At 43.0% G+C, this 23720-nt stretch carries 27 protein-coding genes and 1 pseudogene; 1 reads left to right on the top strand and 27 read right to left on the bottom strand.

Translation table 11 applies throughout. The annotated features are described in order from the left end of the window. Positions 1–87 precede the first annotated feature (87 nt). A complete protein-coding gene (locus B5D06_RS05855; protein ID WP_078737079.1) occupies positions 88–363 on the bottom strand; it encodes a hypothetical protein in 276 nt (91 codons plus the stop codon). A 5-nt stretch (positions 364–368) separates the two neighbouring features. Then, on the bottom strand, positions 369–1370 hold the full coding sequence (locus tag B5D06_RS05860) for a hypothetical protein (RefSeq protein WP_078737080.1): 1002 nt from the start codon (positions 1368–1370) through the stop codon (positions 369–371). A gap of 724 nt (positions 1371–2094) precedes the next feature. Here B5D06_RS05860 and B5D06_RS05870 point away from each other — a divergent pair. After that, positions 2095–2482, top strand: a pseudogene (locus B5D06_RS05870) (transposase); the annotation flags it as partial. Between the two features lie 129 nt (positions 2483–2611). On the opposite strand, the gene rsxA reads toward B5D06_RS05870, so the two are convergent. From rsxA to B5D06_RS05995, 25 genes are all read right to left on the bottom strand, one after another. Further along, positions 2612–3184, bottom strand: a complete 573-nt coding sequence (rsxA, locus tag B5D06_RS05875) for an electron transport complex subunit RsxA (protein WP_078737082.1) — start codon at positions 3182–3184, stop codon at positions 2612–2614. Positions 3185–3211: 27 nt separating this feature from the next. After that, complete coding sequence (locus B5D06_RS05880) at positions 3212–3802, bottom strand: RnfABCDGE type electron transport complex subunit E (protein WP_078737083.1); 591 nt, start codon at positions 3800–3802, stop codon at positions 3212–3214. Beyond that, entirely contained in the window at positions 3799–4482 is a 684-nt protein-coding gene (locus tag B5D06_RS05885) for an RnfABCDGE type electron transport complex subunit G (RefSeq protein WP_078737084.1), read from the bottom strand. Before B5D06_RS05885 ends, B5D06_RS05880 begins: the two co-directional genes overlap by 4 nt. Then, positions 4479–5483, bottom strand: coding sequence for an RnfABCDGE type electron transport complex subunit D (locus B5D06_RS05890; RefSeq protein WP_078737085.1), 1005 nt, complete (start codon positions 5481–5483; stop codon positions 4479–4481). The genes B5D06_RS05885 and B5D06_RS05890 overlap by 4 nt, the downstream gene beginning before the upstream one ends. 27 nt (positions 5484–5510) lie before the next feature. Next, positions 5511–6842, bottom strand: coding sequence for an electron transport complex subunit RsxC (gene rsxC, locus B5D06_RS05895; RefSeq protein WP_078737086.1), 1332 nt, complete (start codon positions 6840–6842; stop codon positions 5511–5513). 43 nt (positions 6843–6885) lie between these two features. Further along, on the bottom strand, positions 6886–7797 hold the full coding sequence (locus B5D06_RS05900) for a Fe-S cluster domain-containing protein (protein ID WP_078737087.1): 912 nt from the start codon (positions 7795–7797) through the stop codon (positions 6886–6888). Next, positions 7794–8231 carry a SoxR reducing system RseC family protein gene (locus tag B5D06_RS05905; protein WP_078737088.1) on the bottom strand — a complete coding sequence of 146 codons (438 nt, stop codon included), beginning with the start codon at positions 8229–8231 and terminating at the stop codon, positions 7794–7796. The genes B5D06_RS05900 and B5D06_RS05905 overlap by 4 nt, the downstream gene beginning before the upstream one ends. A gap of 211 nt (positions 8232–8442) precedes the next feature. Continuing rightward, entirely contained in the window at positions 8443–9369 is a 927-nt protein-coding gene (gene rfbD, locus B5D06_RS05910; protein WP_078737089.1) for a dTDP-4-dehydrorhamnose reductase, read from the bottom strand. Between the two features lie 14 nt (positions 9370–9383). Further along, entirely contained in the window at positions 9384–9935 is a 552-nt protein-coding gene (locus tag B5D06_RS05915) for a DUF4924 family protein (protein ID WP_078737090.1), read from the bottom strand. Positions 9936–9947: 12 nt separating this feature from the next. Further along, positions 9948–11150 (bottom strand): ABC transporter permease, encoded by a 1203-nt coding sequence (locus B5D06_RS05920; protein ID WP_078737091.1) that lies wholly within the window; start codon positions 11148–11150, stop codon positions 9948–9950. A gap of 60 nt (positions 11151–11210) precedes the next feature. After that, positions 11211–11546 carry a ribosome-binding factor A gene (locus tag B5D06_RS05925; RefSeq protein ID WP_078737092.1) on the bottom strand — a complete coding sequence of 112 codons (336 nt, stop codon included), beginning with the start codon at positions 11544–11546 and terminating at the stop codon, positions 11211–11213. A gap of 4 nt (positions 11547–11550) precedes the next feature. After that, positions 11551–12174, bottom strand: a complete 624-nt coding sequence (locus B5D06_RS05930; RefSeq protein ID WP_394364850.1) for a thymidine kinase — start codon at positions 12172–12174, stop codon at positions 11551–11553. Further along, on the bottom strand, positions 12158–12619 hold the full coding sequence (tsaE, locus tag B5D06_RS05935; RefSeq protein WP_078737094.1) for a tRNA (adenosine(37)-N6)-threonylcarbamoyltransferase complex ATPase subunit type 1 TsaE: 462 nt from the start codon (positions 12617–12619) through the stop codon (positions 12158–12160). The genes B5D06_RS05930 and tsaE overlap by 17 nt, the downstream gene beginning before the upstream one ends. Further along, positions 12616–14163: a T9SS response regulator signal transducer PorX gene (gene porX / locus B5D06_RS05940; protein WP_078737095.1), complete on the bottom strand. Its 1548-nt coding sequence runs from the start codon at positions 14161–14163 to the stop codon at positions 12616–12618. The genes tsaE and porX overlap by 4 nt, the downstream gene beginning before the upstream one ends. A gap of 639 nt (positions 14164–14802) precedes the next feature. Next, a complete protein-coding gene (locus B5D06_RS05945; RefSeq protein ID WP_078737096.1) occupies positions 14803–15279 on the bottom strand; it encodes a DUF695 domain-containing protein in 477 nt (158 codons plus the stop codon). After that, positions 15276–16169, bottom strand: coding sequence for a transporter (locus tag B5D06_RS05950; protein WP_317041737.1), 894 nt, complete (start codon positions 16167–16169; stop codon positions 15276–15278). Before B5D06_RS05950 ends, B5D06_RS05945 begins: the two co-directional genes overlap by 4 nt. Before the next feature lie 105 nt (positions 16170–16274). Further along, complete coding sequence (locus tag B5D06_RS05955) at positions 16275–16838, bottom strand: HDIG domain-containing metalloprotein (RefSeq protein ID WP_078737098.1); 564 nt, start codon at positions 16836–16838, stop codon at positions 16275–16277. Positions 16839–17018: 180 nt separating this feature from the next. Beyond that, entirely contained in the window at positions 17019–18356 is a 1338-nt protein-coding gene (gene gdhA, locus B5D06_RS05960) for an NADP-specific glutamate dehydrogenase (RefSeq protein ID WP_078737099.1), read from the bottom strand. Between the two features lie 74 nt (positions 18357–18430). Beyond that, positions 18431–19471, bottom strand: a complete 1041-nt coding sequence (gene galE, locus B5D06_RS05965; RefSeq protein ID WP_078737100.1) for a UDP-glucose 4-epimerase GalE — start codon at positions 19469–19471, stop codon at positions 18431–18433. Positions 19472–19474: 3 nt separating this feature from the next. Next, the gene (gene yihA, locus B5D06_RS05970) at positions 19475–20077 is read right to left on the bottom strand and encodes a ribosome biogenesis GTP-binding protein YihA/YsxC (RefSeq protein WP_078737101.1); all 603 of its coding nucleotides are present in this window, start codon (positions 20075–20077) and stop codon (positions 19475–19477) included. Positions 20078–20157: 80 nt separating this feature from the next. Continuing rightward, on the bottom strand, positions 20158–21246 hold the full coding sequence (gene aroC / locus B5D06_RS05975) for a chorismate synthase (protein WP_078737102.1): 1089 nt from the start codon (positions 21244–21246) through the stop codon (positions 20158–20160). A 107-nt stretch (positions 21247–21353) separates the two neighbouring features. Continuing rightward, on the bottom strand, positions 21354–21968 hold the full coding sequence (locus B5D06_RS05980; protein WP_078737103.1) for an FKBP-type peptidyl-prolyl cis-trans isomerase: 615 nt from the start codon (positions 21966–21968) through the stop codon (positions 21354–21356). A gap of 89 nt (positions 21969–22057) precedes the next feature. Next, a complete protein-coding gene (locus B5D06_RS05985) occupies positions 22058–22540 on the bottom strand; it encodes a hypothetical protein (RefSeq protein WP_078737104.1) in 483 nt (160 codons plus the stop codon). Between the two features lie 8 nt (positions 22541–22548). Further along, a complete protein-coding gene (locus B5D06_RS05990; protein ID WP_078737105.1) occupies positions 22549–22971 on the bottom strand; it encodes a hypothetical protein in 423 nt (140 codons plus the stop codon). 67 nt (positions 22972–23038) lie between these two features. Further along, positions 23039–23611 carry an RNA polymerase sigma factor gene (locus tag B5D06_RS05995; protein ID WP_078737106.1) on the bottom strand — a complete coding sequence of 191 codons (573 nt, stop codon included), beginning with the start codon at positions 23609–23611 and terminating at the stop codon, positions 23039–23041. Between the last annotated feature and the right edge of the window lie 109 nt (positions 23612–23720).

Here is a 23720-nt window from a genome sequence, read left to right on the forward strand (position 1 = left end):
TCGTGTATAATAGGGAGTGTGCGGTTCGGGTCTCCTACCCAGGCATATACCCGTCCCGAACCATTCGCCCCTTGCTGATACTTTGGCTTAATAAAAAAGGCAGATACAACGGGGGTGCAAGTGCCATCGGCACGCTGCTTGGGTACTTACTCGGTGCAGTCCATGGCTTAGCCCATCGGTGTTGAGTACAATCTCTGCCTCATCGCCCTGCCAAAAACCAAAAGGATCTTGCCGCAATGTCGAGGGGTCGCCATCGAACCAGTAGCACAGCGTGCGTGTTTGGGCTTCAAGCGTCGCACTATAGGCTCCCAGGGTGAGGAGTAGTAGGAGCGTACAGTAGACTTTGTGAAAAGGCTGTTTCATCTCCCTTAGTTGGCTATCACCTCTATTTTTACTTTCAGTCTATCCTGTTCATCCGTTTGGGGAGCTATCTCGCGTATCTTTATCTTGGGGATAGGTGCACGCCCACTATCGTCAAAGCCGCTCCCCCCATAGAGCCCAATATCTTTGCCATCGGTACCCGCATTAGTGCCCGATACACCCTTTTTGAGTCGGTAGTTGTTTTTGCTCAGATTGAAGGGGTCAGAGGCATCGTACTTCTCAAAAAGTGCCTCCAAGCCCCCCGATGGGTAGGGTATCTGTGGTTGAGCCCCCACCATATTGCACTCCTCTTGGCAGTTAGAGATGCTCTTGCCGTTTGTCATACTTAATCCGATATTGTTACGTAATAGGGAGGAGTAGGACCAGTTGTAGTTGGAGTAGGAGTAGCCCCCTCCCCTTAAGATACAATTGGCTATTTCGCCTCCTTTTATACCTCCAATGTATCCTGCCAAGCAGTTTGTTACCTGTACGGGAGCTTTTCCATTTCCACTCACACTATATCGTATCACAGAAGAAGTTACCACGCAACCCGTATTGCTTTCAGAGGAAAAGCTGATATAATTCACATCCACATTCTTTATCAAGATGTTCTTTACATTAGCTTCCACATAAATATGACTCTCGCTACGTAGCCCCATAATGATAGAAGAGGAGGCGCCCTCTTTCAAGATAATATCTCCCGTTATACGGGTATAGTCGGTATCCTTACCATAGGGTCTACAGCCTGCTCCGTAAATAGCTACTTGGCACTTGACTTTGGTCTCCTCTTTACTACTCAAGGTGTACGAACCCGAAGGGATATAGACTACGCACCCTGCTTTGAGTGCCATAAACGCCTCGTCTAAGGTGTCGAAGTAAGAGACTTTGCCATCGGTGTACTGCACCGTAATGGGCGATGTGTAGAGCTGTTGCGCCCGCAAAGGCATCGAAAGCATCGAAAAGAAGAGGAGGCTAAGCGACAGAAGCCCCCATCGTAAAGAACGAATCATAATCAATAAGTCGACACTCCCCTCCAAAGGGTTTTCTTTGTATAGGGACTCTAACCATCTATTCAAGACAATTGCTCGCATGGTTATGAATGATGGATTACTACAGTTCGCTTCTAAAAGACTTTTAAGGGCTCGATAGATTATGCTACAAATAATAAGTCAATACCTTTTGTCAAAGCCTATAAGCAACCCAGCAAAGGTTACTAAGGAAGCATAAGAGCGATGCTCTTGCCCCCTCCCTTGCCCTTCTGTGCCAACTTTCAAAACCCTCCGTGCAAAATCTGCCGAGCATCCGTAGGAGTCTACCAAGCCTCCACAGCAACTTTCCTCTCCATTCGTACAAACTCTGCTGACATCCTACAAACTTCCCTACTCATCCGTACAAACTCTGCTGACATCCATACAAACTTCCCTACTCATCCGTACAAACTCTTGCAAATATTACTCCTTGGGCGAGAAACCTTCTGTGTAAACTCTCAAAAGGGTCTGTGTAAACTCTCGAAACTATCCGTGTAAACTCTCAAAAGGGTTATACCTTTTCGATACAATCATCTATACCATTGGATAATAGCTTTTTCCCTCATCATGCTCATACAACAGGCTTCGAATACAATCATCATAGAAAGAGGAAGTAATCTTCACATTCTTTGATACTGTCCTCAAAAAGTGTGTAAGCCCCGTAGCTCTTAACTTTGAGGTAAGAACAAAAAACAAACTAAGAACAATGGAGCTTACAACATCACAAAAGTCGGCATTTATTTCTGAAATGCTATCATCGGAGTCAGGTATTAACGAACTTATTCGTGTATTATTGAACACCTTCTCGGAGCAAGAACGTACTCTTTTTGTCGAAGAGTATGAGGGGGAACAGTACAATGGTTTCTATCCCCGTCGGAGGCAGGGCTATGGATGTGGCGTTGAGCTACGGATTCCCCGAATGCGTTCGGGAAATTTTCAGCCTCTAATTTTGGGTATCCTCTCCAACCAAGAGAGCGAACGTGCCCTTCTCTTCCATGAACTTTATACCCGCGGCCTTTCGTGCGAAGATATTGGAGCCGGTGTGCGAGTGCCTTCATAGTCATCACTATAGTAGACAGCAAATTAGTATTCTGTTTGGATTGGTTTTTGTTGATTTTCATCTCGAGGCATGGCGCAAACAAGAGTAATAAAAGAAAAAAGCGGTTCTCCATCGCAATTGGATGAAGAGCCGCTTCTGTGCTGTTATTTACTATGTAGAACCCTTATGCAACTCCGCTAAAGCCCATAAACGCCATAGCTAAGATACTTGCAGAAATCATTGCGATAGGTACATTCTTCATAGCTTTGGGAAGGTTGGCTGTGGAGAGTTGCTCACGCATCCCCGCAAAAACCACCATTGCCAGAAAGAACCCTAATCCTGTAGCAATTGAGTAAACAAGGCTCTCAACGAAGTTGTAATCCTTCTGGATAACCAATATTGCTACCCCCAATACACAACAGTTAGTCGTAATAAGAGGCAAGAAAACTCCTAACGCTTGGTACAAAGGAGGAGAGACCTTTTTCAATACCATCTCCAACATTTGCACGAGCGATGCGATAACCAAAATGAACGAAATAGTTTGAAGGAAACCTATATTGAAAGGAACCAATACGTAATTGTTAATCAAAAAGGTCACCATAGTGGCTATTGCCAAAACGAAAGTTACGGCAGCCCCCATACCAGCGGCGGTGTCTATCTTCTTAGAAACCCCAAAGAAAGGACAGATTCCCAAGAACTGAGACAATACAACGTTATTAACAAATATCGCTGCTATGACAATCATTATATAATGCATAATAGAATATCAATTAAAAGTCCAACATCAAGATTTCTTTGTTACCACATTGAAGAGAGCGATCAAACATCCCAATACCAAAAAAGCTCCTGGAGGAAGAATGAAAGTTAATGCTCCGTAAGAGTCTGGGAAAAGTGTAACATCAAAGATCTTACCAGAACCCAATAGCTCTCGGATAGCTCCCAAAACAGTAAGAGCAAGGGTAAAACCTAAGCCAATACTGATACCATCAAGTACAGAAATAACAGGGTTCTGCTTTGATGCTACTGATTCAGCACGACCCAAAACAATACAGTTTACCACGATCAGCGGGATAAAAAGTCCTAAACTGGCATCCAAAGCGGGTAAAAACGCCTTGATAAGTAGCTGGAGTACGGTCACAAAGCCTGCAATTACCACGATAAAAGCAGGAATACGTACTGCATCGGGAATAAGTTTTTTGAGTAGAGATATTACTAAGTTGGCAAAAATCAAAACAAAAGTAGTCGCCAATCCCATACTCATCCCATTAATTCCAGATGTTGTAGTTGCAAGGGTAGGGCACAAGCCAAGGAGAAGAACAAATGTAGGGTTCTCCTTGATAATCCCATTTGTAAGAGTAGTTATATACTTATTCATTGTTCAGCTCCTTTCTCTACGATTGTAGCACTTGTTGTTGCTTCGTTTGCCACCTCTTCAGAAGTAGCAGAATCAGTCGAGCCATTTACCTTTTGGAAAGTTCTATAAGCTCTGTTAATAGCATCCAGAAAAGCGCGGCTACTGATGGTAGATGCTGTAATTGCATCTACTTTACCACCATCTTTACTTACTACAAGGGGGGATTCTGTGTTCATATCCACACCAGACATCTTACGAATAGAAGTAGATGATAGGTTGTCTAAGTGGAACCACTCCTGCATTTTTGCCCCAAGTCCTGGAGTTTCTGAATGCTTAAGTACTGAAAAGTCTTTAATAACTCCAGTAGCTTCGAATCCAACCATTACATCAATACGTCCAGAAAACCCATTGTTTGAGTAAGATTGTACAGCGTAACCTACTAAAGAACCACCTTTTTTAGCTGGATAGACGGTAAGTTTTTCAGCTTCCCCCTCTAACTCCACCTCTATTTTTTCATCAAGAGGAGCATTGTCAAACTCGGGAACAACTTGCTTAATAGCTTCTGTTTTATTCTTGAGCTCTGTCTCTGCAATAGGATCTTTAGTTACCTGATTCATTACTCCCAGTATTGCTCCAACTACAAGACATATAATTGTGAGCGAAAGGAGCATATTAGGAAATGTAGATGCTAACTTTTTCATTTGGCTACCTCCTTTACTTTCTTTACTTTTTCACCAAAATGCTTGGGCTTGAAATACAAGTTAATAATAGGGGTAAATGCATTCATAATCAAAATGGCAAAAGACATCCCCTCTGGATAAGCACCCCAAGTACGAATAATTACAGTTAGAAGACCTATACTAACCCCATAAATGAGTTGTCCTCGGCTGGTTATGGGAGATGATACATAGTCTGTAGCCATGAAGATAGCCCCCAACATAAGTCCTCCTGTAAGTAAGTGAGTTATGGGAGAGGGATATATAGAAGGATTGACTAAGTAAAGAATACCACTAAAGACAAATACTGTGAGAAGGATAGATATAGGGGTGTGCCATGTTATGATCTTGCGAGCCAACATGTACACAAGTCCGATAAGAAGAGCAATGGCAGAGATTTCTCCCATAGACCCAGGATTAAGGCCCAAGAAAAGATCTAAAGAACTGGGGATTTGCTCCAAGGCTCCTTCCGTTCCCTTGATAGCCTCTTTCATAAAAGAGAGAGGGGTAGCCATAGTCTCACCATCTACTGCTTTTGCAAAGTGAGATACCACAGGCCAAGTAGTCATTTGAGCGGGGAATGCAATCAGAAGGAATACACGACCTACCAAGGCAGGGTTGAAGATATTGTTACCCAAACCACCGAAAGCCATCTTACCGATAGCGATAGCGATAATGGAACCTATTACCACAATCCACCAAGGCAAAGTGCTTGGGAGGTTAAATGCTAAAAGCACAGCTGTTAGAATAGCAGAACCATCGAAGATATAGTTCTTACGACGAAGCATAAAGGTTGTAATAAAATACTCCGTCAAACAGCAGGTAAGTACACAAATAGCGGTAACCAAAAGAGAGTGCCAACCGAATTGGTACACTGAAAACAAAAACGCTGGTATAAGTGCAATAAGCACTCCGTACATGTTTTTACTGATGCTATCACCACTATGAATATGCGGTGAAGGCGATACTATGATTCTATTTTCCATTGTGAGAAAATTTATTAGTAGAGTTGCTTATTGCTTACGAGTACGAATAATACCCATAACAGTCTGTTTCCCGATACGAATATAGTCCAAGAGAGGACGATCTGCAGGGCAAGTAAAACTACAAGACCCACACTCGATACAATCTACTACATTCATACTCTCACAGCTATCCCAGTTCTTAACAACAGTGTCACGCATGAGGAAAGCTGGGTTAAGTCCCATAGGACATACGCCCACACACTTACCACAACGGATACAGTCTCGCATTTCGTTACGAGCAGTAGCCTTGCGACTCAGAAGCAAAAGACCAGAAGAACCCTTAGTTACAGGTACGTCTGTATTGACTAAGGCACGTCCCATCATAGGTCCCCCACCGATCACCTTACCAGTATCTTCGGGCATTCCTCCCGCATGATTGATAAGGTCAATTATAGGAGTACCCATACGCACTAAAAGGTTAGAGGGATTAGATAACTTATCTCCTGTAACGGTTACAACACGTTCTATAAGAGGTTTATTCTTTTGCACCGCCTCGTAAACAGCATAAACTGTACCTACGTTTTGAACTACAGCACCTGTAGAGATGGGTAGAGCTCCGCTAGAAACCTGTCTACGAATAACGGCATCGATTAATTGCTTCTCTCCACCTTGAGGATATCTCTTTTTGAGAGGTATGATTTTGATGCCCGAATAATTAGCTGCTACACGCTCCATCTCTTTGATAGCTTCAGGCTTATTCACCTCGATACCAATGAGAGTTTCTTGGACATCTATAGCTTTCATTATAATAGAGCAACCTATCATAATCTCCTCTGCGTGCTCTCTCATTAGAGCATCGTCACTGGTAAGATAGGGCTCACACTCAACAGCGTTTATAATGAGCACTGTTGCTTTTTGTCCTGGAGGAGGTGACAACTTTACATGGGTGGGAAAAGTAGCTCCTCCCATACCAACGATGCCCATCTCTGCTATTTTATCGACAATTTCTTTAGGACTTAAGGCACATTCTTTCTTGATAGTTGTAGAGCGATCGATAGATTCTTCCCATTCATCACCCTCTACATTTATGAATATAGCAGGTCTCTTGTAGCCGCTTGAATCGAATATGGTATCCACTTTGGCAACTTTACCAGAAACAGGAGAGTGTATATTGGCAGAGACAAACCCTCCTGCCTTAGCGACAAGAGTACCCACCTTAACCTCATCTCCTTTTGCTACAACAGCTTGTGCAGGTGCTCCGATATGCTGTCCCAAAGGAATTACTGCCAATTTAGGGATAGGCAAAACTTCGATAGGCCGCCCTGCTGACATTTTACTTTCGGGAGGATGAATACCTCCTATACGAAAAGTCCTCTGCATAGTATTTATACTAATATGATCGTTTTTTGATTATTTACTGTTATCACGCATTTGCTACAGGAGCATTTGAAGGTTGGGTTGGGGGAGTTACAGGAGGTTGAGGGGCTTGAGCCTCAGTTTTTGGCTCAGCAGGAGCCTCTGGCTTGCGAGGAGGGAAATTTGTCTCATGAATTGCCCCCGTAGGACACACTGCAACACACTTGCGACACAAACGACACTTGTTAAAGTCGATGTAGGCCAAATTGTTTTCTACTGTGATTGCTTCGAATGGGCAAGTTTTCTGACACTTACCACAGCCTATACAAGCGTTCTTACAAGCTTTCATAGCAACGCCACCCTTATCCTTGTTAATACAAGAAACAAAGACACGACGGTTCTTAGGCCCTTTCTTACGGAGTTCTATAATCATCTTGGGGCAAGCTTTCACACATGCTCCACAAGAGGTACACTTTTCTTCATCGATTTCGGGGAGTCCTGTAACAGGGTTCATATGCAATGCGTCGAAGTCGCACGAAAGAGCACAGTCGCCTAAGCCTAAGCACCCAAAAGAACAGCCAGTCTCTCCTGAATAGAGTGCAGAAGCGATCTTACAGCTTTTGGCTCCTTGGTATTCATTTACTCTCGGACGCGCCTCGCAAGTACCATTACAGCGTACTACAGCTAGCATGGGTTCTGAAGTCCCTGCAGACATGCCTAAAATTTCTGCAACTTGCCCCATGACAGCAGACCCGCCTACAGGGCAAAAAAGACCATCTAAAGAAGATGCCCCAACACATGCAGCCGCAAAACCACTACATCCAGGATATCCACATCCCCCACAGTTAGCCTGAGGAAGAACTTCGGACACAGCTCCAATACGAGGATCTTCATACACTTCGAATTTCTTCGATACGAAATAAAGAAGTAGTGCACTGATAATGGCTATTACACCCAGTACAATCGCAGTTAGTATCATATATTGTCGTTTGAATGAATTTTCTCTATTGTAAAAACGAATTTACGTTTTAGTGCAGGCCTAAACATGGCTAAGACACCATAATAAACACCAACACTTGCAAGAGTTAGCAAAGCAGTGCTAATTTCAGAATAGTGAAAAAGATAATTTGCCATAAGGGCTACGATAAGAGTTATAACTAAAGGAACAACAAAGCTTAAAAAAACGGCCAACCGTCCCATAGCATATTGTCCTTTAAGAATAACAACTTCCCCTACCATAAAATCTCCGAGAGGGGCATAGACGGTAACTTCTCGCTCTTTACAGTCTGCCGAAGAACATGCACTCGCCGCATGGCAACCACTACAAGCACTCTTTTGCTCGATAGTAACGACTATGTAACTATCATGCACACGAGAGACGATAGCCCTCTGTTCTAAAACGTTTAGACTCATAGCTTATGATAAAGCGTCTTTAATAGTAACTCTTAAGCTCCACAAAAGTAGGTATAAATATCTATTTAGAATATATGCTTGTAAGAAAAAATCCCAACTTTAGAGCATACCCCTCTGAAAAACAGAATAAAAATACCTAAGGGTTATGACTGTAGAAAGGAAAAGGATATAAACATTAGTAGGTATTTGGTCCGTTCTTTGTTTGCTTTTTTCAGATATCTCTCATAGAGGAGATTTCTTGTATACATTTTTTTACCCCTGTCTGCCAAGGATACTTTGGGGAAATATCACTTCTTACAGCCAAAAGGGAGTGTGGTGGGCGGGAAGCCAATGTCGGGTAGTCTACGGTGGCAATAGGTATTACTTTACACTCCTTTTCCAGAGAGGCCTCAGAGATAATTTCTTTTGCAAAGTCATACCAAGAAGTCTTTCCTTGATCACAAAAATGTTCTATAGTAGAGTGAAATGAACCAAACTTCAGAAACTTATCGCAGGAAAGCATGATGTATTCGGCCAAGTGGGGCGCATACGTGGGAGCTCCGTATTGATCTGCTACAACTTTTATTTCCCTTTGAGTATGAGCTAGTCGTAGAATGGTTTTCAGAAAGTTTTTCCCATAGGGAGAGTAAAGCCATGAAGTCCTTATTATAAGAGCCTTCCCAAAAGAGGCATTAGATAACAGAGAGAGTTCTCCTTCATACTTGCTTTTTCCATAAACAGAGAGGGGGTGGGGCAAATCTTCGGGTTCGTATGGGAGACTTTTTTCCCCATCAAATACATAATCTGTACTGATGTGTATTAGCCCCCACTCTCGTTTACTTACCTCTTGAGCAAGTCTGCCCACGAGATGGGCATTTAACTGCATGGCTCGCTTTTCGTCAAGTTCTGCCTGATCAACCTGCGTATAGGCTACTGTATTAATAAGTATGCAAGCTGTATAACTTTTGCTTTGAATAGTTGCATCGAGTTGAGAGAATAATCGATCTACATCTTCCTTTTTCTCAAAGTCACACTCTTTTCTCGTAACAGAATAGAGGTCTATATTTTCGTCGGATTGCGTTAGAAAATATTGACGAAAGGAGCGACCTAACTGGCCATTTGCTCCCAATAGAACAAGAAGAGCTTTCTTAACTTGCATAAATAGCTATTTCTTTATTCATTCTCATTGTAGGTCATACGTTTTTCCCCCAATACTTTGAGGAGCAAGCTGAACTTTTTGAGCATTTCTAAGGTATCTGGATAGACTTCTTGTTGGGTACTTTGCAATCTATGCAGACCGTAAATAGCTTCCAGGCAGGTTTCTATTTCTCCCTTTGCTTGAGTTCCATTTTTTTTCTGGAGCATTATGATGGAAGGGAGAACCTGTAGATGCAGACCTTGATAGATTTCTTCTCGCTTATCCTCGACCAGTTTCAAATGCAACTCTTCCAGCTCTTTTAGTAAATCTCTGATGGATTGGGGGTGCATGCTCGCTTTGTCAAGTATATTTTCATTCTGCAACTCCTCATACACACCGCGAAGTAGTGCGGCAAGAGAGGCATTGCTTTCATCTGATAGTAAATCGTTGTAATATTTTTGGAAGGCGTCTTGAGAGGGGAATGCCCTTACGATCTCTTCCATCTTCCAGATATAGAGAATGTATTCGGTAGGATTTTCCTCTTTTAACTTTTGCATGACAGGTTGTGAAAAAAGTTCCTTTTCCATATGATAATCAGATTATTTTTTCCTAAGCAAACGATGTACGGGATAAAGAGAGGAGAGGTAGGCAACCGCAAGAATGGTAAGGAGTAAGACCAAAATATCCCAACTTTGTATCGCTACAGGATAGGGTTGCTTGTAGAGCCCTTCGCCGTAAGAAATCCATCCCCAACGATCTTGTAAGAAAACGAATAGTAGACCCAAAAAGAATCCTATAAAAGCTCCTAAAAGAGTAATCAATAGACCTTGGATGAGGAATACTCTATGGATGAAATTACTGCTCCCTCCTAAAAATCTAAGAATATCAATATCTCTTTTCTTCTCTATTATAAGCATTGAGGAAGAGCAGATTACATTAAACGTGGCGAGTAAGAGAACAAAGAAAAGAATAAAAAAACTCATCCACTTTTCGATTGCCACGAGGCGAATTAAATTGGGTTGTTGCTCTAAGCGATTCAGCACTCTCCACTCACTTCCCAAATGATTTTGGAGTTCTTGTTGCAGGGTGGAGAGCGTAATATCTTTCCGAGGAAGTAGGAGTACTCTATCTACTTCTGAGGAAGTATAATCTAAAAGGGAGCGCAAGGCTTTTATGTCTAAAAAAAGAGATTGGTCGTAGTGTTCATTCTGCACATTAATTACAGAGGTAGCCTCTCCCGAGAGCCGACGGAATGCGGTATTGGGTAGCATAGGATTGATAAATCCTTTTCGTTTGGGGATATAAATCTCCAAACTATCCTCCTGTATGGAAGAGGGGGGAAAGAGAGATCCATAAAGTTCAATCCCCAGTGAAAATTGATCTTTTGTTGCGATAAAATCTCCTATAAAAGCCAAGGGCTTCAGGTTATTAACTTGCGTAAAGATGCTGTCTACGCCATAGAGATGTGCCACACGTTGCCCAGAAGAGGAGCGTATTGCTCCCTGCGTTTGTAAGCAGAACGAGTAGTGCTCTAAGCTAGTCGTTTGAGACAATACTTTTTGGAGCTCGGGATGGTTGGAAGAGAAGACTTGCTCGTCTGAACGCTTTACGAGAAGAGGGGGATCTAAGAAGCTAACTTGATTCAATAAAATGCGTTCGTACCCATTGAATATAGAGAGGATACATACGGCTGCCATCACCACGATCCCCACCGTTATGGAGGAGATGGTAGAAATGATCTGTACAGAATGCAGTCTTTTAGTCGAAAAGAAGTAGCGAAAAGCCAAACGAAAGGAGAGCATCCTGCTAAATGATTTAGTAAGAACACAAAATTAGTAGGGGCTAAAAGAAGTCTGTAAAACTTATTTCTTGAGTAGCCTATCTATATTGTCGAGATAATCCAATGTATCGTCCAGATAAAAAATAAGCTCAGGAATAACTCGTAACTGTTGACCGACTTCAACTCCTAAATCATAGCGAAGTTGGGCTGCATTGCCCTGTATAACGGGTATGAGGGTAGAGGCTTTTACACTTGGAAAAACACTTAAATAGACCTTTGCTACTGCAAGATCGGGCGAGAGTACAACTTGAGTTACACTGATTATAACACCAGAAGTAGCAGCTGTCTGTTTACGTATAAGTTCGCCAAGCTCTTTCTGAATGAGGCGAGCTACTTTACTAATTCGTCTATTATCCATAGGTTTAGTTCTCTTCTTTATTTATTTCTTCTTTTGGTAGGTTAGCCTCTCGTTGTAAGTAGCAACTACGACAGAGAGGACGGTAACAATCCAACTCTCCCAAGAGGATCTGATCGTTGTGATTTGAAAGCCTGTACGAATAGTTGGCAGGAGCACCACAGTCTACACAAACGGCATGTACTTTAGAGACATAATCTGCCACTGCCATGAGGGAGGGCATAAAGCCAAAGGGATTTCTCTTGTAATCTAAATCAAGACCGGCAATGACCACTCTTTTGCCATCGTCGGCCAATTGTTTTGCTACATAGACAATGCTTTCATCGAAAAACTGGGCCTCATCAATCCCCACAACGTCTGCATCTGAAGCCAATAGGAGTATTAACTGAGCATTGTCTACGGCATTGGAATCAAAGCTCCGTGCATCGTGCGATACTATGTTCTTTTCATCGTAACGAGTATCAATAGCGGGTTTATAAACTTCTACTTTCAGTTGGGCAATAGAAGCTCTGCGGAGTCGGCGCATGAGTTCTTCTGTTTTTCCGCTAAACATAGAGCCACAGATCACCTCTATAGACCCTCTTCTCTGCGAGTGGGTATAGGCACGTTCTATTTCAGCTAACTCCATCATCTTCTGATGTATTATACTCTCTCTTATCTAAAAGGGTTATACTTCGTTTCCCCCCTTCGATTTCTTCCATTACCACATAAAGAGTATCCTCTGGTAAAATGGGTTCTATAACCTCAGGCCACTCAATGAAACAGTAATTTCCACTGTCGAGATAGTCAGAAAATCCTAAGTTCAGAGCATCTTCGAGGCGTTCGAAACGGTAGCAATCCATATGATAAACTACCTTTTCGGTATGGGGGAGAGCATATTCATTTACGATGGCAAAAGTAGGACTATTTATCACATCGTCCACACCCAAAGCACGGCAAAGGGCTGTAATAAACGTGGTCTTTCCCGTTCCCATAGGAGCGACAAAGGCAAAAACTTTATGTCCCTCTGTTTGTTCCAGAAAGGCTTGAACAGCTTGGGGTATAGCGGCTAAAGTTTCTATTATAAATGGGTTCATTTAGGCTGTAATTCAATTATTGGCACCATCATCTCTTCCATAGAAATACCTCCGTGCTGGAATGTGTCTCGGTAATAACCGACGTAATAGTTATAGTTATTGGGGTAAGCAAAGAAATCATCTTCGTAACAGAAAATGAACTTATCGGTGATATGTGTTGTGGGCAATCCGATATCCTGAGGCTTTGTTGCGGCATACACTTCCTTACTATTGTAGGTGAGATTACGTCCCAACTTGTAGCGCAGATTGGTGCTTGTATTACGATCTCCGACTACCCGCACAGGATTTTTTACACGCACGGTACCATGATCGGTTGTGAGTATGATGCGGTATTTCATCTCAGCCATTTTTTTGAAAAGGCGATAGGTCGTCGAGTGTTTGAACCAACTTCTGGTCAAAGAGCGATAGGCGGCTTCATCGTTGGCAAGTTCTCTAATCATTTTACTCTCTGTGCGAGCATGCGAAAGCATATCTACGAAGTTTAGAACGATTATATTCAGCGGATAGCGTCGCAGTTGTTCCATGGAGGAGAGGAGTTTTTCTCCGTAGCGAGTTTCATAAACTTTGTGGTACGAAAACTCATAGGGCTTTCGGTAACGCTCCAGTTGAGTTTGAATCATAGGAGCTTCATTAAGATTTTTGCCCTCTTCACTCTCTTCGTCTACCCATAGCTCTGGGAACTTTTGCGCTATTTGTGCAGGCATTAATCCCGAGAATATCGCATTGCGAGCATATTGCGTTGCTGTGGGGAGAATGGCCATATACAGTTCTTCTTCAAATAGGAAAAGGTCGCTCAACAAATCCTTAACCGAGAGCCATTGGTCATAACGGAAGTTGTCTATCAGTACGAAAAAGACTTTCTCTCCTGCATCTAAGAGCGGGAACACTCGTTTTGAAAAAAGATCGGGGCTCATAAGGGGGCGGGTAGAAGGATTCTTTATCCAACCTTCATACTCTTTATTTATGAAACGTCCGAACTGTTGCTGTGCCTCTTTGCGTTGCATCTCGAGCATTCCCAGCATGTCGGGATACTCTTCTTCCAACTGTATACTTCTCTTCATCAGCTTCTTGTAGAGTTCTTTCCATTCAGAGAGAGAGAGTTGCCCCATTAGTTGTAGACTTATATCTCGGAATTCTTGCTGATAATCGAGCACTGCAGCCTCACTAATCAAGTGCTCTTTTTGAAGAATTTTTTTTAGCGTTAGGAGCAATTGGCTCGGATTGACGGGCTTGATCAAGAAGTCTGCCACCTTGCCTGCAATAGCTTTGTTCATCAAAAATTCTTCATCATTCTTGGTTACCATTACAATGGGTAAGTAGGGATGAAGTAGACGTATTTGCTCCAAGGTCTCAAGGCCTGATATTCCAGGCATATTCTCGTCTAAGAATACCAAATCAAAAGGCTCCTTTTTGAGCAGTTCTAAAGCATCGTTTCCACTTAATGCAGGCACCACGGAGTATCCCTTTTTCTCCAAAAAGAGTATGTGAGGCTTTAGATATTCAATTTCGTCGTCAGCCCAGAGTATTTTGTACTGTGTTGCCATACTTATAGATAATTTATTGCTCACGTGCAAAGGTAGTTGTATTTTCCAGTAGTAAGAGCAACGCCCATCAAGAAAAGTGTTACCTTCGCGGACAAGAAGCAAAAAATAGCATTAAAATATCATTGATATGGCAGCCGTATTATTTCCTTTTGTATTCGTAATGTTTGCAGTATTTGCTCGGAACAATGCTCCGAAGAAATAGGATAAGGCTCTACGGATGCTCTATTTTTGCTCTAATAAGAAGAGGAGGGCTCGGAGAATGTTCTACTATTTTCTAAGCTGAGAGGCTTTTCGAGCGTAGCTCTCTCGTAAACCGTATAAACCCCACTGTATGATAGGATACAGTGAGGTTTTTATGTATGTAAAAGTCGATTTTTAGGAGGGTTTAGTCATAATTCCGTATATACAGCATGTTCTATTCGCAGATAGAGAGAATTCACGCCCTACATAGAGCATTTTCTATTCGTATATAGAGAAAATCTGCGCTGTATATAGAACGATCTCTATACTTATATCGTTGTTGTGTATATCCTAAAAACAAAGAAGAGAGTGCTCCATAACGAAACACTCTCTACCTGTTCTTTTGATTCTTTTCTCTGTGGAATGGAGGTTAGAAGATTGTATAGAAACTATAAAGCTCTATTCTTCGTCTACTTCTCCTATTTCTTCTTCATCGTATTCCTCGTTTTCCGTGGGGGCAAGGGTAAGCATATCGAGATACTCGCTCCACTCAGGGTCTATCTCGTTGTCAAACTCCAAGGGGAGAAGAGGGAGTTCTGCCAAGGCTTCGTTGAGGCGTTCAAAGAAAACTTTGTCGGTTCGGGCATAGAATACCCAATACTTTACCCCTCCCCCGAGGTGGTTGCCAGTTAGGATGGCAAGTTTATCCTTCTCCATTTTGGGGCGTAGGAGTTCCTCTACTTGTCCAATCATTCGTTCCGCAGGCTTATCGGGCATTCCTTTTGAATCTGAAGAGTAGGGAAGTCTTATCTCGATACGATATTTGAATTTGCCCGATTTGACGAAATTTTCGATATCCAACCGACCGTTGATAATGACTATTGCATTATTCTGATCGCTTCCTATCGTGGTGAACCATTTGTCTGTAAGTATCATAGTATACTCTTTTTTCTTTTTGTGTGTCGTAATAATTGAAGTGAATTCAATAGATTTTGTGCAATAGAGTAAGAGGCCATCGCAATGCTCGATAGAGGGTCGAGGTACATCTGTGCCATCCAAATTGCTAAGCTGGAGTTTTTTTGCCCTAAACTTTGTCCTAACGTTATGCTTTCGCCCAAGAGCTTTTTACTGATCCTTTTCCCGATGATAAATTGGAGCAGACAGGCAATAAGTCCCACGCCTGCGAGTAGTAACATGACGGGAATTTCTTCCGAGGGTTTCTCTGCCATATAGGCAACAGTCTTGGCTATAATGATGGCTAAAGCTGCAATCCAAATCCAAAAAGAAAGAGTCGTAAAAGCAAGCATTTTAGCATGCAGTCGGGGTGCCTTAAAACGCAATAACTGGGCTACAACCAGAGGAGTTATAACCAAGGGGAAAATATGCGTAAATATGGTGGAGGCTGACTCCCAAAACGAAATGTCGGCACTCCCTATGAGAGGGAAGAGAAGCGGAGCTATAAAAGCTATCCCAACGCTGGTTAAAAGTACATAGGTGGTGCCCAGAGCGATATTGCCCCCCAATATACCTATAATCACAGGAGAGGCCGAGGCTGCTGGACAAAGAAAGCAGTTGAAGGCTCCTTGGGCAACACTCACGGGAAAAAAAGATTGTAGCAGGTAGTAACTTCCCAGCGAGAGGGCTATCTGTAACGCCAACAGAAGAAAATGAACGGGTGCTGGTTTTAATGCTCTAATCTGTATTTTGAGAAATGTGAAAAAGAGCATTAAAATGATGAGATAGGGTACCGTAGGAGCCAGAATACTAATCCACGGATAGAAGAGAATACCTATAACGATGGCAATGGGGAGACTGTAGTCTTTCATCCTCTGCATAAAGTTCGGAGGAATGAAATATCTTTTTGTCGTGGGCATTGTAAATGGGAGAAAACGAATCTATAATCTTTCCTGTAAGGCTTCGCAAGGAGGAATCTAACCAAATAACGCGTGTAGTGCATCCAGTCTATCTAAAGCGGCTTGTGCCAAGTGGGGGGCCCGATCACTCCATAGATGCCAAGTTTTGTAGCGAATAGTTTCATAATCTTTCTGTTGCCCCAAACGTGTTTTGGAAAAGAAAGAATCGGCGTAACAAATCAATTTTTCCTCCATGGATTGGGGTAGGTAGCTCCGATCTTTGGGTAGCGTTAGTTTTGCAAGGGTTATCTCATCATGGGTTATGCCAGAGCCCGTATGTCGCTCACATACCAAAGCATGACGTTCTAATCCCTCTTTACGTAGCAGGGTAGCTCCCAAGTAACCATGTCTATGGTAGGGTTCTCTACCGAAGCAGTAGATTTCGGGGGCATGGGTTAGACATATCCCAATATCGTGTAGCATAGCCCCTTCGTACAGAAAGGTAGTGTCAAGATTCAACTCTGGATGTCGGGCTGCAATGGAAAGAGTTAAGGTTGCCACACTTGTACTATGCTCTACGAGTATTTGATAGGCTTTTGTACCTTGGGTATAGTAGCGTTCTATAATGTTCTGTACATCCATTGTGTCGGGAGAGAAAGGGAGTTGATAAGTTGTGTTTTATATAGACTTGTAGAACTGAAAGATGTTTCCGTATTGCGCTAAGTAGCGAGCCAACCAAAGAGAGGTGGTAGATAAATAAAATGGCATCCTCCCCTCTTGTGGAGAGAAGAATGCCATTTGAAACATTAGTAGGCGTTTAGCTTAGCACACACCTTGTGCCACCATAGCCTTTGCCACTTTCATGAAGCCTGCAATGTTAGCACCCTTAACGTAGTTGATATAATCGCCTTCACGACCATACTCAACGCATTGGTCATGGATGTCTTGCATGATTTGGTGCAACCACTTGTCTACTTCTTCGTTGCTCCAAGAGAGGTGAGCTGCATTCTGAGTCATTTCAAGACCTGAACAAGATACACCACCTGCGTTTACAGCCTTACCAGGGGCGAAGTTTACTTTCTTTTCTACAAAGTATTCGCTTGCTTCTGCTGTACATCCCATGTTAGAAGTTTCTGCTACTAAGGTAACTCCGTTAGCTACGAGCATCTTAGCATCTTCTTCGTTCATCTCGTTTTGGATAGCGCAAGGAAGAGCGAAGTCTACCTTTTGCTCCCAAGGCTTCTTGCCAGGGAAGAACTGTGCATTAGGATATTTCTTCACGTAGTCTGCTACAACGTCGTTACCGCTTGAGCGAAGCTCGAGCATAGTTTGGAACTTTTCAGGAGTGTTGATACCGTCTGGGTCATATACATAACCGTCGGGACCAGAGATAGTAACCACCTTGATGCCCAATTCTGTAGCCTTGCGAGCTACACCCCAAGATACGTTGCCGAATCCAGAGATAGCCATGGTCTTACCCTTATACTCGATACCAAGCTGCTTACACATGTTTTGTACAAAGTATACAGCACCGTAACCTGTAGATTCTGGACGAAGACGAGAACCTCCGAACTCAAATCCCTTACCAGTGAAAGTACCTGTGTGCTCACGAGCAAGCTTTTTGTACATACCGAACATGTAGCCTACTTCACGACCACCTACACCGATGTCTCCAGCTGGAACGTCTGTGTCTGGTCCGATATTGCGCCAGAGCTCTTGTACGAAGCTTTGGCAGAAACGCATGATTTCTGCATCCGTGCGACCCTTAGGAGAGAAGTCAGAACCTCCCTTACCACCACCCATAGGAAGGGTTGTAAGAGCGTTCTTGAAAGTTTGCTCAAACCCGAGGAACTTCAAAACAGAAAGGTTTACTGTGTGGTGGAAGCGGATACCACCTTTGTAGGGACCGATTGCGTTGTTGAATTGTACACGGTAACCAATGTTTACATGTACTTTTCCTTGATCGTCTGTCCAGGGCACACGGAATGTAAATACGCGGTCTGGCTCTACGATACGCTCAATGATACCGTGCTTCTCAAACTCTGGATGTTGGTTGTAAACATCTTCGATAGAGAGAAGAACTTCTTTTACTGCTTGGAGAAACTCGCTTTCACCTGGGTGCTTGGCCTCCAACTGGGCCATAATTTCATTTGTCTTCATAAAAGAATTTTAAAATAATAATGAAGTATTTCGAGTGCAAAGGTAGGAGATATTATTGCATTGGGCAAACTCTTTTAGGCTTTTTCTTTCTCTCGCTGGTCACAATAGCATTGCCAAGCCCATGCCGATCGTAAGGTATCTTCTGTAGAGACAGTCGCACACCAGTTTAGTTCTCGATTAGCCTTGCTCGCATCTGCCCACACGGCTTCGATATCTCCCTCTCTGCGGTCGGCATAACGATGGGGAACTTTTATGCCCGTTGCCTTTTCAAAAGAGTGAATGAGCTCCAATACGCTCAAACCTTTGCCCGTTCCGATGTTGAAGACGTCCAGTTGAGGTACATTTTCCTGATCTGAGATCATTCGGTCAAGGGCTGCTATGTGCGCCTGAGCGAGATCTACTACGTTGATGTAATCTCTTATACAACTCCCGTCAGGTGTATTGTAGTCCGTGCCAAAAACCTGTAACTCTTTGCGTATGCCCGATGCCGTCTGAGTGAGGAAAGGGACAAGGTTTTGAGGTACTCCATTGGGAGCTTCGCCGATAAAAGCAGAGGGGTGAGCTCCGATAGGATTAAAGTAACGCAGAAGGGTAGCTTTGTAGCAAGCTCCTGCATTTATAGTGTCTCGTATAATCTCCTCGTTGATTTGTTTGGTGTTTCCGTAAGGAGAAGTGGCTGGAAGGATAGGAGCAAGTTCGTTTACGGGTAATTGTTCTGGTTGCCCATATACGGTACAAGAGGAGGAGAAAACCAAAGCTTTGGTTTTGAATTGCTCCATGCATTCCATCAGTGTGATGAGTGACATTATATTGTTTCGGTAGTAGAGTAGGGGCTTTTGTACAGACTCTCCAACCGCCTTGCTGGCTGCAAAGTGGATGACAGCACCAATTTTGTTTTCAGAGAAAACTCGCTCCATCGCCTCTTTGTCATTACAATCTATAGGATAAAAGACGGGACGCTGATGAGCAATTTTTTCAATAGCATCAAGTACTTCCTCTTTTGAGTTGCTTAGATTATCTACGGCTACTACTTGGTAGCCCGATTCGTAGAGTGCCACGATGGTATGCGAACCGATGTATCCCGTACCACCTGTTACCAAAATTGTTTTACTCATATCTTATTTGTGTAGTGATTGATTAATCTCCTCAATATACTGAAGAATTTCTTCTCGTCCCTTTTTTGTGGTTGATGAGGTGTAGAAAAATGGAGGAAGTTCCTCCCAACTCTCTAATAACTTCTGTCGGAATCGTTCTGCCGACTCTTCCAATTTGAGTTGAGATAGTTTGTCCGTCTTGGTCATTACGATAGAGAAGGGGATACCCCATTCTCCCATTTGCTGGATAAACTCCAAATCAATGGCTTGAGGTTCCAAACGACTATCTACTAAAATAAAGAGGTTCGTGAGTTGCTCTCGAGCCGTAACATATTGCTCTATCATGTTACGAAAGGCGAGGCGTTGTGCCTTATTGCGCTGTGCAAAACCGTATCCGGGCAAATCTACCAAGTACCAACTATTATTTATAATAAAGTGGTTGATGAGTTGGGTCTTGCCAGGCTTTCCTGAGGTCATGGCTAACTTTGAAAACCCTGTGAGCATATTGATGAGTGATGATTTCCCTACGTTAGAGCGTCCTATAAAAGCATACTCTGGCAGATTGCCCTCTGGACATTGGCTACACTGCGCACTACTTTTAACAAACGTAGCTGTTTTTATTACCATGGAGTAGAATTTCTTTTACTGTACGCAAAGATACACCCTTTCTTTATGAATGCGTCTTAAAATATGGGGAAAGAAAAGATTTATAGCGGAGCTGTTGCTCGAGATACAAGAGCTTCGTCTGCCAGTACCAAAGCTGTCATAGCGTGTACTACGGTTACCCCTCGAATGGCGACGCATGGGTCGTGTCGACCTTTGCCTTTTATGGTCGTTCTCTCTTTAGTTACAGTTATACTCTCCTGTTCTATACCTATCGTTGGGGTTGGCTTGAAAGCTACTCTAAAAGAGATGGTTGCTCCAGTCGAAATACCTCCTTGTATTCCTCCTGAGTGGTTGCTCTTAAAGAATACTGCTCTTTCGTTTGTTACGTCCATGGCATCATTGGCTTCGCTCCCCCTTTTCTTTGCTAATGCGAATCCGTCTCCGAATTCAATGCCTTTTGTAGCATTGATAGATAGTATAGCATAGGCTAAGCGGGCATGTAATTTATCGTACAGAGGAGACCCCCAACCTATAGGAACGCCTTTTATTATGCACTGTACAAGGCCTCCGATGCTATCGCCTTGTGTCGCCGTTTTCAGTAGATAGTGCGAGAAACGTTTGTCCGCCTCGGGGTGTGGACAGCGAGAAGGAAAAGAATAAGTCCTCTCTATCGAGAGTTCTGAACGCTCTTGGTCGGTTAAAGTAGCCTCTCCTATGGAGCATATATAGGGAAAGATGGAAATGCCAAATTTCTGTTGCAACATTTGTAGTGCAATAGCTCCCCCTACACATCGCACTGCGGTTTCTCGGGCTGATGCACGTCCGCCCCCTGCTTGTGGAGGAATACCGTACTTATGGTGATAGGTGTAATCGGCATGAGACGGTCTGTACAGTTGCGATAACGATGAGTAGTCTTGGCTACGTACATCTTTATTTTCGATGATAAATCCGATAGGATGTCCAGTGGTAGTGCCGTCTGGAAGAAGCCCCGAAAGGATACGCACAGTGTCCTCTTCTTTTCGGGGAGAGACTAAGGAGGAAGTACCTGGGCGACGCAATTGCATAAAACGCTGTACTTCCTCCATATTAATACGTATTCCCGATGGGCATCCATCTAAAACACCGCCGATGGCCTCTCCGTGTGATTCGCCAAAGGTGGTAAGTTTGAATATTCTTCCGAAAGAATTCATTTGCCGTCTACTAAGAGTTATTGTTGAAAGGATATTCTCTTCCAATAAAAAGAAAAACCCTTAGAGTTGTATGCTCAAACTCTAAGGGCTCTTTTATTTATAATTAATTAGTGGCAACTGCAACCGCCTTGAGAGGAGCAGCATCCGCCTGAGATTTCTTCGCCGCTGTGGCATCCGCATGATGCATCTCCCCCATCGTTACATCCGCATCCACATCCGCTTTGAGGAGCTGTTAAAGCCTCAATTCTCTTGCGGTCTTCTGGGGTTGCGGGACGCTCTTGAAGAATCTCCCCAACGAAGTGAAGGGTCATACCCGCCATAGGGTGGTTGAAGTCCATGATGACTTTATCGGGAGTTATCTCCTGTACGAGCCCTTCTACACGCTGTCCGTCGGCTGTCATCATAGGCAACATATTACCTTCTACTACGTTTTCGCCGTCGAATTCGCCCTCTTCATTGCAGAACACTTGACGATCCAGAGAGAGAACCAAATCTTCTCTTCGGTCTCCATAAGCGATATCTGGCGTGAGTTCGAAATCAAACTTATCTCCCATAGAAAGTCCATTCAATTTTTCTTCGAAAGCAGGAATCATCATACCCACACCATGCATATACTGCATGGGACTTTCTTTAGTTGCTTGCTCTACCATATCTCGCTTATCGCCGAAACCTGCATATAAATCGTAGCTACATTCAACGAAATGCTCTTTATTAATACCCATATTTTTGTTGTTTTATATGTACTATAGGTGTATAATTAATACTGTTTTTGATTTTCAAAAACGAAGCAAAGATATAATTTATCTTCGTTTTATCTCCGTCTTTGTTGGCTGTTTTTCTGTTCCCTTTGCGATTTGTGTATGGGAGAAGGAGACTTTTTATTCATTAGACTACGCCCGAACTTACGCTGTGTATGCTCCAAAAGGAGTACTTTCTCGGGTGAAATCTGGTCGCACAATTTGATGTAACACTCCTCTATGAGTTTACTTTCTCTCGTTTTCCACTCCGTGCGCTCTTTGAGGTGTTTGATTACATCCTCTTTTGTCAAATCTTTTTTGTTGCGGAGTTGAGCGGTTCGTTCTCTGTGCTCTTTCCATAGGGCGATGCGTTGGGTATCGAGTTCGTTGAGTAAGGAACTTACAGATTCGCACTCTTCGTCAGACAGAGCCAATTCTGTACAGACATACGTATTACGTTGAAAGAGACAGCGTGGTGGCGCCGAAGCAGATGTTTGTGCCTTTAGTGCCAGTGTTGTGATCACGAGTAGAAAAAAGGAGAGTAGGGTACGTTTCATAGGGGGAGTTAATCTAAATCGGAATATATAGAGCTTTCTAACCAATTATTCTCTATGTCTTCTGCATATTCGCTGGTTAGAAAGTCGTAGTAATCTTGCTCGGTAATTTGTTCGGTAGAGAGGTCTTTTGCCATAATGTTCTCTTTCTTTTGAGCTCGCTCTTCCATTATGGACAGGCGGGCATAGTTAAAGAGACGGAATATACCGATGGTAAGGAAGAAAGCGGCTGCCAAACCAATGTAGGGACGTAATCGCATCCAAAGAGAGATGGGAGAGGGGGAGAGGGCTACCGATTGCTGCACTTCCTCGCTCTCATCTTCTGCAATGCTTTCCATAATACGTTGCTCTAACTCTACAAAATAGTTATCAGGAACCGTAAAATGGGCTTTACTTTTTTCTGATGTCTGGCTTAGTTTATCTTCTAAAGACATGCGAATAAACTTAGGTTAGTTTGGAAATAAGATGTTAGTATATAGGACAGAAAAGGGTTCGGTTGGTTTAATGATTCTCCTCTATATACTTCTTTATTTTAGTTACGGCATGGTGGTAAGAGGCTTTTAGGGAGCCTTCGGTTACTCCTGTTAGCTCAACAATATCGGCATAGGTCAGCTCGTCATAGTAACGTAGCAGAAATACTTGCTTCTGTTTAGGAGGTAGCGTGTTAATGGCTTTCTGTAGTAAAATCTCGGCGGCATCTCCGTCGAAATAGGGATCGGAGGCGATGTTTTCTACGAGATACTGATTTTCTTCATCAATCTCAACAGAGAGTTCCTTATGACGCTTCTGTTTGTTGAGGTAGTTTAGAGATTCGTTTACGGCAATTCGGTAGAGCCATGTATATATCTTGGCATCGGCTCTAAAGAGATCGATTGATTTCCATGCTTTGAGAAAAGTCTCTTGTACTATTTCGTCTGCAATATCATGGCTAAGCACCATGCGCCTAACCTGCCAGTATAAGGAAGCAGAGTAGGCCGATACAAGCTCAGAAAAAGCCTCCTTTTTACTTTCAGGGCTCTGCAACCGCTCAAAAAAGAGCGAATCGAAATGCTTGTTTGCGATACTTCTTTTCATACAATAACTCTACAAAAGTAGGCTTTAGATATTGAATGTCAAAATATTACTTTCTCGCATTTCTTCCTGTTACGATATGGGAACAGCCGTGTTGTATCGTTTCTTAAGT

Source organism: Porphyromonas circumdentaria (genome assembly GCF_900167105.1).
GTDB lineage: Bacteria > Bacteroidota > Bacteroidia > Bacteroidales > Porphyromonadaceae > Porphyromonas > Porphyromonas circumdentaria.